The following is a 10,262-nucleotide window of genomic DNA, read 5'->3' as shown; positions in this document are numbered from 1 at the left end:
GCAGTGAGGGGGGTGCAATCAACCAACGGCCCGGGATGCGAGCCACCCCGGCCCTTTGTGTTTGGCGGCGAGCCGGCGTTCAGGGCGTGCGCCTGAGGGCCGCCTTGATCCGGTCCAGCAGCTCCTGGTGGTGGTAGGGCTTGGCCAGCACGTCCAGTCCCTCGCTGCGCACCCCGCGCCCGGGCAGCTCGTCCATGTAGCCAGTGGTCACCAGCACCGGCAGCCCCGGCCGCATCTGGCGCGCCTTGTCGATCAGTTGCAGTCCGTTCATGCCGCCAGGCATGATCACGTCGGTGAACAGCAGGTCCACCTGCGCGCCGCTGTCGAGCAGGGTCAGCGCGCGTTCGCCGCTGGACGCGCTCAGCACCTGGTAGCCGGCCATGGCCAGCATGCCCTCGGCCAGTTCGCGCACGTCGTCGTTGTCCTCGACCACCAGCACGTGGCAGTCGCTGCCCTGCGGCCGCACCGGGGATTGCGCGGCCTCGCCTTCGTCCGCGCCGGCCTGGACCTGTTCGCTGATCGGGAACACCATGCGCACCTGCGTGCCCTTGCCGGGCGCGCTCTCGATGTCGAGCTTGCCGCGCGACTGCTGCACGAAGCCATGCACCATCGCCAGCCCCAGGCCGGTGCCCGGTCCCTTGGTGGTGAAGAAGGGCTCGGTGGCGCGGCGCCGCACGTCTTCTGTCATGCCTTCGCCCTGGTCGTTCACGCAGATGCAGACATAGTCGCCGGCCGGCAGCTTGAGGATGCGGCGCCGTTCCGGCGACAGCACGGCGGTGCCGACCGTGACGACGCCGCCGTCCGGCATGGCGTCGCGCGCATTGATCACCACGTTGAGCAGGGCCATCTCGAGGTAGGTCGGGTCGACCGTGCAGGCGGGCAGGCCGGGCCGCAGGTCGAGGCGCAGCTCGAGCTTGTCGCCCAGGGTGCGCACCAGCATGTCCGAGAACTCGACCACCAGGCTGTTCAGGCTCAGGCTGCGCGGCTCCAGGCGCTGCTTGCGCGCAAAGCTCAGCAGCTGCTGGGTGAGCTTGCCGGCCTGCATGGTGGCGCGCTGGGCGCGCCGGATCGGTTCCAGCGCGCGGCTAGCCGGGCCTGCGCCGATCAGGGCCACCTCCAGGTTGCCGTTGATGACCTGCAGCAGGTTGTTGAAGTCGTGCGCCATGCCGGCCGAGAGCTGGCCGATCGCTTCCATCTTCTGCGACTGCAGGTAGGACTCCTGGTGGGAGCGGCGCTCGGTGATGTCCATCTGCGAGGCGAAGAAGTGCAGCAGGGTGCCGTCCTGGTCGAAGATCGGTCCCAGGAACAGCGCGTTCCAGAAGGGCGTGCCGTCGGCCTTGTAGTTCAGGATGTCGACCGCGACCGCGCGCTGTTCCGCCACCGCCTGGCGTACTTCGGCCACGGTGGCGGGGTCGGTGTCCGCTCCCTGCAGGAAGCGGCAGTTGCGGCCCAGGACATCCTTCTCTTCGTAGCCGGTGAGATCGAAGAAGGCGTTGTTGGCGAAGACGATCGGATTGTCTTTCTTGCGCGGGTCGGTCACCACCATCGGCATGCGGGTCATCTCGACCGCGGCGAAGAAGATGTTGCCGCGTTCCTCCAGCCCGCCATGGTCGATGTAGCTGGCCTGCCAGTGCTTGACGCCGGGGTTGCCCAGCGGATGGACGGCGTTGCCTTCGATCTCGCCCGAGGCCGGCGCACCCATGCTCTGGCCGCCGCCCTGCACGTCGAGCGGTTTCTTGAGCGTATCTTCTTTTTCGGGTCCGAGTACCATGGGCAGTCCTTGCAGGCAGTGTAGTCTCCACTCTAGAGATTCGTGGCGCGGGCCTCCGTTCGTAAGCGCACACAGGCCCGGTCCAGGCTCACTGTCCCTCGCCGATGCTGACTTCCGCGATGCCGATGCCCAGCGCGCGGTCGTCCGCCCACTGGCCGAGGCTGCGCGGCGTCGTCGGGCGCGGCACTTCGATCGTCAGGCTGCGCTGGGCGCCGTCGGTATGCACGCGCAGCTTGACCTCCTGCAGGCTCGGTCCGATGCGGAACGGGACGCTGGAATCGCCCGCGCGCAGGGTGAAGGGCAGGGTGGTGTTGTCGGCGTAGGCCTGGGCCTTGATCAGGACGTCGGCCACTTTCGGCAGCGGCCGGTCGAGATGCAGGACCACCTGCTTCCCGGTCGACCAGCGCCCCCAGGGCTCGCCGACCGACAGGCCGTCGGCGCCGGTCACCAGGCCGCCGTAGGGCTGGGACAGGTGGCGCGTCCCGATCGGCCGGAAGGCGCTTTCCAGGCGCAGCAGCGCATACTCCGCCGTCGCCACCACGGGCGCCGCGCCCAGGCCCGGCGGCACGGCATGCTGGCCGATCACCAGCAGCCACTTGTGACGTGCCGGCATCTGGTAGGCCTCGATCGGCGCGTCCTTGGGCAGCTCCAGCATGCCGCTGTCCTGGTGGTCGATATGGAACTGGGCGCGCATGATGTCCATCATGGCGTGGCCCGCCACCGTGACCTGGCCGTGCTCGGCGCGGGGAACGAGGCGGTAGGCCAGCTTGCCGGCGGCGTCGGGCGGCCAGTCGGCGCGCACCTGGCGCAGGTAGCTGTCGTTCGCGGCCATGCCCAGCGCCAGCGTGAGCGGGACCACCGCAAACAGGAACAGGGCGGCGGCCAGGCGCCGGCCGGCCGCCCACAGCAGCAGCACCGCCAGGTCGAGCGCGGCCAGGGTCCAGCCCTGCCAGGATTGCAGGCTGAGGGAGGCGAATTCCGGGCCGTCGATGGGCGTGGGCGAATAACGCGGCAGCAGCACCAGCGCGGCCAGCACGGCGGCGCCGACCAGGGCGGCCGCCGCCCAGGCCAGGCGCGGCTGGCCCGGCTGCCGCTCCAGCAGCTGCCGCCCGGCCTGGACCGTGCCGAGCGGCGCGGCCGCGATCAGGAGCAGCAGCGGGAATACGAAGCTGTAGTAGCGCAGGTGCAGGCGCACCACTTCGAGCGGTCCCAGGCCGGCGATCGAGGCGGTGTACACCACGGCCAGGCCGGCGGCCGAGCCGAGCATCAGGAAGCTGTACAGGCCCAGGCGGCTCAGGGCCGCGCCGGCCTGGCGGCGGGCGGCGCCGCTCAACAGGGCCAGCAGGAGCATCGCCATCGGCATCGGCATCAAGAGGGCCAGCACCATCAGGTGGCCGCGGCCGTTGACGAAGGCGGGCGGCGCCAGGTAGAACAGCGAACGCCCCGCGCCCGATTCGGCGGCGGTGGCGTAGAAGCTGCCGAACAGGCTCAGCGCGGGTTTGCCGGCCAGCAGGTAGCCGACGCTGAACTTGGCGAGCAGGGTCGCCACCGCCGCCAGCACGGCCGCGACCAGGGCGTCCGCCAGCCATGCGGCGGGCCGCTTGCCGTCCGCGCGCATCCAGGCGTTGCAGGCCAGGTAGAGGCCGAGCGCCGGCAGCAGGAACAGGGCGTGTACCTTCACCAGGCTCATCAGGCCGAGCACGGCGCCGCCGGCCAGGCCCAGGCGCGCCGCGCTCCAGGACGGATGGTTCAGCACCACCCAGCTCAGGACAATGAAGCCGAAGTAATACGTGGCTTCCGGCATGAACAGGGCCGTGTACAGGTTGAAGGGGGCGAGCAGGGACAGCAGGCTGACGGCGGCCGCGATCGCCGGGCGCGTGACGCGGCGCCCGATCAGGTAGATGAAGGGCCCGGCGCCTACGAAGAGCAGCGCATTGCCGATGCGTACGCAATCGAGGAAGCCGCTGCCGCAGGCCGAGCTGGCGCTGAACAGCCACAGGTAGAGGTAGGAGGGCACGATGGCCTCGCCCAGCGGCTGCAGGCGCGCCATCTTGCTGTAGTACCACTCGTCGGCGAAGATCACCGGATTCAGGCCGAGATGGCGCTGCAGCAGCCAGGCGAACACGGCGGCAAGGCCGGCGGCCAGGAACAGCCAGGCGAGGACTTCGCCGCGCGCGCGCGGCGCAGGAGAAAGCGGCGGAGCCGCGCGGCGGGCGGCGGAAACGGCGGTCGGGGCGTCTTGGATGGTCGTCATGGCGGCTGGGAGGCGGCGCGCCATGCGCGCAGCGCCTCGTTCATTGTGTCCCAGGTAAAGAATTGGCGTTTTTCATAGTACAACGCTCCGGCGTGCGGGCGCTCGCGCAGGCGCTGCGGATCGACCTTCTGCAGGGTCTGGACGCCGCGCAGCAGGTAGTGCAGCAGCACAAAGGGGAACAGGCCCAGCCAGGTGCTGCGCTGCGAAGGATAGGACAGGCACAGGCGCAGGTAGTTCAGCCGTTCGCCCCAGGGGATCTTGCGCGCGCACACGGGACCGTTTTGCGGCAGCGGCGCCAGTACCCGGAACAGCGGGCCGGGCAGCCCGGCGGCCTGGTACAGCGAATATTGCCAGGTGCGCGCCAGCAGGCCGTGGCGGCTTGCCGCGCCGACCGCCAGCGCGTGCAGCGCGTCGTGGTCGTGGTGGCCGCCTTCCCAGGCCGTCACGTGCAGCGAGTCGACCTGGCCGAAGCCCGCTATCCACGCATCGATCCATTGTTCGGCGGCGGCCAGGTGCAGGGGCAGGCGCGCGTCGCCAATCCCGAGCTCCTGGCCGGCGAAGCGCACGTCGACGCGCGCCACGCCCAGGCGCGCCAGCACCGCCAGCGATTCGGCGTTGCGCCGCTCGGCCGTGGCGGCGGCGGTCGCGCCGTCGGTCAGGTAGGCGCAGGCCACGCGCAGTCCCTGGCGGCGGCACTCGGCGATGCGCGCGAACACCCCGAACTCGTCGTCCTGGTGCGCGAACAGGAACAGGGCGGCAGCTTCAGTAGGCATCGAAGTCGAGGAAGCTGAACTGGATGCGGGACGGGTCGAGGCGGGCCACGCGCTCGCTGAAGGAGCGGTAGATCAGGTTCAGCGGCGAGGGACGCAGGCGCATCGGGATGCCAAGGTAGTTGCCGTAGCGGCTGCCGGCGTCCGGCGCCAGGCCGATGAACAGGCGCAGCGGGGACAGCGCAGGGGCCAGCGCTTGCGGCGCCGCCTGCCTTTCCAGTTCCGCATAGGCGGGCAGATGCCGGCCGAAGGCGGCCGCGTAGAACTGGGTGCGCCTACCCCTGGCGCGCTGCCACACCGGGTTGTGCGGATTGGCGCAGCGCCACTCCAGCGCCGCCTCGCTCCAGCTGCGCTCGAAGGACAGCTCGCGCGCCGGCGCCTTAGGCGCGTGGCGCAGGGCGCCCAGCCCGACCCGCGCTTCCAGCGGGCGCACCAGCTGGAAGCCCAGCTTGCGCACGAAGCCCGGCGTGCTGTTGGCATTGGCCACGCCGTAGACCCCGTCGTAGCCGGCCGCCATGCCGGCCTCGAAGCTCATCGCGGCCAGTTTGGTGAACAAGCCCTTGCCCTGGTAGTCCGGATGGGTGGCGGTGTTCAGCGACAGCAGCACCGGCACCTCGCGTCCCTCGACCCAGGCGCGCGCCGGCACGCACACGTAGTGGGCCGCCAGGCGCTCGCCGTCCCAGGCGTCGAAGCCGACCGCCTTGCCGTCCGGATTGGCCAGGTAGAGCCAGGCCAGGTAGTCCGGGCTGAACTTGCCGGCGCCGGGGAAGCAGGCCCCGAACAGCGCGCTGTAGCGGGCAAGGTGGTCTCGGTCGTACTGAACGGGCGCGAAGTTCATCACTTGAAGATCCAGTGTTTGCCGAGCAGGTAGCCGTTGAGCGCCACCAGCGGCAGCGACAGGACTTTCCCGGCCAGCGGCTTGTCGGCGAGGGCGGCGGCCAGCGCCACGCAGGCGATGGTCAGGAGGTAGTTCAGGCCGACCACGCACAGGTAGCGCGCGAAGCTGGCGGGGGATGCGGCCTGGTCGAAGGTGACCCGGCTGTGGAAGGCGTAGTTGACCAGCAGGCCGGCGGCGAAGCCGGCGCTGGCCGCTGCGGTGTGGTGGCTGCCCGCCGCCATCAGCAGCTGCATGGTACCGGCGTCGACTCCCGCGCACAGCAGGCCGCCGGCGAGGAAGACGAGGAACTGGCGCTGGCGCAGGGAATCAATCATGCTGTGGACGGCGGAACAGGGTGCGCTTGTGCAGCGGGCGGCGCGGCACCGAGGCGATGTCGTAGGCCAGGAAGGCCAGGATCAGCTGCACCCCCATGATCACCGGCAGCGCGGCCACCATGACGGTGCCGGCCGGGGTCGGGACACCTGCGCGCGCCGAGCCGATCCAGTGCGAAACGCCGTACACGGCGCCGAACAGGACCATCAGCACGCCCAGCGGCAGCTCGAGCGAAGCCAGCGACATGTTGCGCAGGTAGTAGTTGTAGAACAGGCGCTTGAAGAAGTTGCGCACGTTCTTGGCCAGGAATTCGGTGACGACCCGCGACACCTTCAGGTTGCTCACTTCGTCGCCGTAGACCGCGTCCATGGGCACGTCGACCGCCACCGCTCCCAGGGTGTTCAGGCGGAACAGCATGTCGCTCTCGAAGAAGTAGCGCTTGCTGATCTTCTCGAAGGGCAGGTAGCGCGCGCAATCGGCGTGGATGGCGGTGTAGCCGTTGGTCGGGTCGAACAGGTCCCAGTAGCCCGAGGACAGCTTGGTCATGAAGGACAGCATGGCGTTGCCGAACATGCGCACCGGCGGCATGCTGCCCAGGCGCTCCAGGTTGAAGAAGCGGTTGCCCTTGGTGTAGTCGGCTTCGCCGGCCAGGATCGGCGCCACGAAGGTGGGGATCAGGTGGGCGTCCATCTGGCCGTCGCCGTCGAGCTTGACGATCACGCGCGCGCCGCCGGCGATCGCCGCGCGGTAGCCGGTCAGCACCGCCCCGCCCACGCCCTGGTTTGTTTCATGTTCCAGCACCGTCACGCGCGGGTCGCGGCAATGGGCGCGCACGAAGGCGCCGCTGCCGTCCGGGCACTGGTCGTCGACCACGTAGATGCGCGCCACTTCCGGCCCGATGGCCTCGATGACGCCCAGGATGTGGCGGGTGACCTTGTAGCTGGGGATGACGACCGCGATGATGTCGGCGCCCGCAGCCTGGGCGCCGATCTGCGCGTGGACGGAATGGGGGGCGTTCATGGCGTCGGTTCTCCCTTGCCGGGCAGGATGCGGTACCACTGCTGGCGCACCAGGGCGTCGAGCACCTGGCGGGCGCTCTGGTCCCAGGTCAGCCAGGGCATGTCGGTAGAAGGCGGGGCCTTGCCGTCCGCGTGCAGGGCCAGCCAGCGGGTGACGGCGCCGGCCAGGTCGTCCGGCGCCAGGCCGTCGAAATAATAGGCGTGCTCGCCCGCGACTTCGCGGAACACCGGCAGGCTGCGGGCCAGGATCGGGATATGGTGCTGGGCCGCCTCGATCAGCGGCAGGCCGAAGCCTTCGCCCTCGGAGGGCGCCAGCAGGGCCGAGGAGCGGCCGTAGAGCTTGAGCAGCATCTCGTCCGAGATCCCGGCCAGCCAGAACAGGCGCTTGTCCTTTTCAGGGTGGCTGGCCATGCGCTCGGCCAGCTTGTCGACCATCCAGCCCTGCTTGCCGACCACCACCAGGTTGGCGTCCACGCCGCGCTGCCACAGCAGCTCGAAGGCGGCCAGCGCCTGGGCGTGGCCCTTGCGCGGCTCGACGGTGCCGACCATCAGGAAGCTGGGGCGCTCGCCGAGGGCCTGCAGTACCTGGTCGGCATCCGGCGGCAGGCCGAAGCTCGGGGCGCTGGCGTCGATGTCGGCGCCCAGGTGGAAGTGGCCCAGCTTGAGCGGCGCGCGGCGCTTCAAGCCCTGACCCTCGATCCAGCCGGCCAGTTCGTCGGCCACGGCGCGCGAGATGCACAGCACGCCATGCGAGACCCTGTGCACGGTGCGCAGGAAGTCGCCGAAATACTGCTCGGTCCCGAAGGGGAAGACCTCGGGGCGCAGCATCGGCAGCACATCGAACACCACGAACACCACGTCCAGCCCGCGGTCGCGCATGGCCAGCAGCTGGGCCTCGTTCTGGGTGGTGCCGGTGGTGAACAGGTCGAGCCCGAAGAAGATGTCGCCCGGGCGCAGCTCGGCCGGCGCGTCTTCCATCGCCAGCTCCTCCTCGCCCACCAGCTTGAGGGCGAAGCGGCGCGCGTAATGGTAGGGGCGGTTGCCTCCCAGCGAGTACACCGGCTCGATGCGCCAGCCCGGCGGCGGGTCGGCGATCATGGCCAGCAGGATGCTGCGCACCACGCGCTGGATGCCGGTCTTGAGGTCGGACTGGACCATGGCCGAGACGTCGACCAGCAGCTGGCGCTGGGCCGGAGGCGGGCGGTTGAAGGCGATCGCGGCGGCCAGCTCCTGCAGTTCGGCGGCGGGGCAGAGCGGCGCGACCGCGCGCACGGTGGACGCATAGCAGGCATGGCGGCCGCGCTGGGCCAGCTGCTCGATGGCTTCGTGGACCAGCTGCCCGACACGGTCCGGCGCATGCTCGCGCGCCATGTGTTCCCGTGCGCGCCGGCCCAGGTCCGCCCTCAGGGCGGCGTCCGCGCGCAGCCGTTCGAGCGCGGCGCTCAGCTCGTAGTTGGCGAATTCGTCCTGCAGCTTGAGCAGCAGCGCATCCGGAACCGACGCGGTCGAGCCGTGGGCGTTGACGATGGTCGGCACGCCGTACAGCAGGCAGTCGAGCACCGAGGCCGAGGTCTCGCCGCGGGTGCTGCTCCTCAGCTGCACGGCGCAGTCGCAGGCCGCCAGCCAGTCGGCGTAGGTGGCCGCGTCGGCGAAACCGGTGATGCGGATGCGCGCGGCCGCGCCGCTGGCGGCGATCCGCTCCAGCAGCCCGGCGCCGTAGGGCCCCGGATCGTTCTCGCCGACGAAGACCAGCAGGCAGTCCGGGTCCTGGGCCAGCGCCGAGGCGAGGAAGGCGTCGAGCAGTTCGGCGTTGCGCTTGGTGCGGCCCAGCATGCCGAAGGTGCAGACCGCGTAGTCGCCGTCGTCCAGGCCCAGGCGCGCGCGGGCGGCGGCGCGCGCTTCAAGCGTGCCGGATTGCGCCGGACGGCCGCGCAGCAGCGGGATGGTGCGCCAGCCGCTGGCGGCGTCGGGGCCGTACCAGTGGGCGGCCAGTTCCTTCGAAAAGTCGGAATGGACGATCACGCCCAGCGCGTTGTCGAGCACACCCTTGTTGAGCGGGTACTTCCAGATGGCCGGGTGACGGCCTCCCTTGAGGTGGTCCAGCAGGCCGCTGTAGCCGTGCGACTCGTAGAGCGCGTGCAGGAAGCCCTTGTCCAGGTAGCCCTCGCGCTCGAGGTTGTCGAGCACGCCGGAGAAGTAGAAGTCGTGCAGCACCACCACGCCCGGCACCTCGCGCACCAGCTCGAACATGTGCCGGTGGGCGTGCGAGTTGCCGAAATGGTAGAGCACGCGGTCGATCTCGTGCGCGTTGGCGCGCAGCCAGTCCGGGTCGCGCAGCGGCAGGCCCTCCAGGCGCGGGTCCTGCACGTGCTCCTGGGCCACCACCAGCTCGAGCTCGTAGAACCTGGCCAGTTCCGGCACCAGTTCGGCGCTGTAGTCGGCGATGCCGGAGCGCTCCGGCGGCAGCGGCGAGACGTAGGCCAGGCGCGGACGCCTGGCCGGCGCGGGCACGGCGTCCTTCTCGGCGGCGGTCGCGTTCAGGGCGGTCCAGAGGGTCGCCGGATCGGTTCCGCGCGGCTCGGTATGCAGCACGTGCCAGGGCGTCCCGGGCTGCGCCGCGGCCGGCCGCGCGCCGCGTTCGATGGCCAGCACCACCCCGGGTTCCAGGCCGCCCAGGGCGTGGCGGCGCACCAGCTCGCGGGTGCGTCCGCCCGCGGGGATGTCGAAGGCGCGCACGCGTGCGGCGCCGAGGGCGGGCTCCAGGCGCAGGCTTTCCAGGGCCACGGGGTCGTGCAGCGGGGCCGCGACCCACAGTTCGTGCGCGCCCGCGCCGCCGTGCGGCTTCTGGCGCGCCAGGGTCAGCGCGAGCGCCACCGCGGCCGGGTCGACGCGGCCATGGTGTCCCAACAGGTCGATGACGATGCGCATGGTTCAGGAATCCGTATGAAGGCGGCGGGCGCGCTGGAGGTCGGCCAGCACGGCGCGCACCGAGGCGGGCAGGGCGCGCAGCTCGTCGGGCACCGGCGCGACGCCTTCCGGCAGCGGCTCGGGCGGGGTTTGCTTGATGGCGGACAGCGAGGCCGCGACGCGCCGGTTCAGCGCCGGGAAGCGCAGCAGGACCGGGATCAGGAGCCGGCGCAGCGCTTCGATGCGGGTCAGGCGCATGACGATGCGGCGCCGGCGCGGGGGGCGGCGCCGCGCCGGCGCCCCCGGTGCGGCCCGGCGCCCGGGGGGGGGG

The 10,262-nt window shown here is 70.9% G+C and carries 7 protein-coding genes and 1 pseudogene; all 8 read right to left on the bottom strand.

Annotation, left to right across the window (positions count from 1 at the left end; all coding sequences use genetic code 11):
- Nucleotides 1-79 precede the first annotated feature (79 nt).
- Nucleotides 80-1,771: a histidine kinase famiy protein gene (locus KBW95_RS24140; protein WP_211529535.1), complete on the bottom strand. Its 1,692-nt coding sequence runs from the start codon at nt 1,769-1,771 to the stop codon at nt 80-82.
- Between the two features lie 88 nt (nt 1,772-1,859).
- Nucleotides 1,860-4,025 (bottom strand): glycosyltransferase family 39 protein, encoded by a 2,166-nt coding sequence (locus KBW95_RS24135; protein WP_229429991.1) that lies wholly within the window; start codon nt 4,023-4,025, stop codon nt 1,860-1,862.
- Entirely contained in the window at nt 4,022-4,798 is a 777-nt protein-coding gene (locus tag KBW95_RS24130; protein WP_211529534.1) for a PIG-L deacetylase family protein, read from the bottom strand. Before KBW95_RS24130 ends, KBW95_RS24135 begins: the two co-directional genes overlap by 4 nt.
- Nucleotides 4,788-5,633, bottom strand: a complete 846-nt coding sequence (locus KBW95_RS24125) for a GNAT family N-acetyltransferase (RefSeq protein ID WP_211527093.1) — start codon at nt 5,631-5,633, stop codon at nt 4,788-4,790. Before KBW95_RS24125 ends, KBW95_RS24130 begins: the two co-directional genes overlap by 11 nt.
- Nucleotides 5,633-6,007, bottom strand: a complete 375-nt coding sequence (locus KBW95_RS24120; protein WP_211529533.1) for a GtrA family protein — start codon at nt 6,005-6,007, stop codon at nt 5,633-5,635. The genes KBW95_RS24125 and KBW95_RS24120 overlap by 1 nt, the downstream gene beginning before the upstream one ends.
- A complete protein-coding gene (locus KBW95_RS24115) occupies nt 6,000-7,025 on the bottom strand; it encodes a glycosyltransferase family 2 protein (RefSeq protein ID WP_211529532.1) in 1,026 nt (341 codons plus the stop codon). Before KBW95_RS24115 ends, KBW95_RS24120 begins: the two co-directional genes overlap by 8 nt.
- Entirely contained in the window at nt 7,022-9,952 is a 2,931-nt protein-coding gene (locus KBW95_RS24110; protein WP_211527096.1) for a glycosyltransferase, read from the bottom strand. The genes KBW95_RS24115 and KBW95_RS24110 overlap by 4 nt, the downstream gene beginning before the upstream one ends.
- A 3-nt stretch (nt 9,953-9,955) precedes the next feature.
- Nucleotides 9,956-10,262, bottom strand: a pseudogene (locus KBW95_RS24105) (FkbM family methyltransferase); the annotation flags it as partial.

The organism is Massilia sp. ZL223, from assembly GCF_018119395.1.
In the GTDB taxonomy this organism is placed as follows: Bacteria; Pseudomonadota; Gammaproteobacteria; order Burkholderiales; family Burkholderiaceae_D; genus Telluria.
The sequence above is the reverse complement of the archived record's forward strand: the minus strand, read 5'-3'. Positions and strand labels throughout refer to the sequence as shown.

Coding starts and splice junctions, on each gene's coding strand:
- KBW95_RS24125 (WP_211527093.1), bottom strand. CDS start 5,633: ATGAACTTCGCGCCCGTTCAGTACGACCGAGACCACCTTGCCCGCTAC.
- KBW95_RS24140 (WP_211529535.1), bottom strand. CDS start 1,771: ATGGTACTCGGACCCGAAAAAGAAGATACGCTCAAGAAACCGCTCGAC.
- KBW95_RS24130 (WP_211529534.1), bottom strand. CDS start 4,798: ATGCCTACTGAAGCTGCCGCCCTGTTCCTGTTCGCGCACCAGGACGAC.
- KBW95_RS24115 (WP_211529532.1), bottom strand. CDS start 7,025: ATGAACGCCCCCCATTCCGTCCACGCGCAGATCGGCGCCCAGGCTGCG.
- KBW95_RS24120 (WP_211529533.1), bottom strand. CDS start 6,007: ATGATTGATTCCCTGCGCCAGCGCCAGTTCCTCGTCTTCCTCGCCGGC.
- KBW95_RS24135 (WP_229429991.1), bottom strand. CDS start 4,025: ATGACGACCATCCAAGACGCCCCGACCGCCGTTTCCGCCGCCCGCCGC.
- KBW95_RS24110 (WP_211527096.1), bottom strand. CDS start 9,952: ATGCGCATCGTCATCGACCTGTTGGGACACCATGGCCGCGTCGACCCG.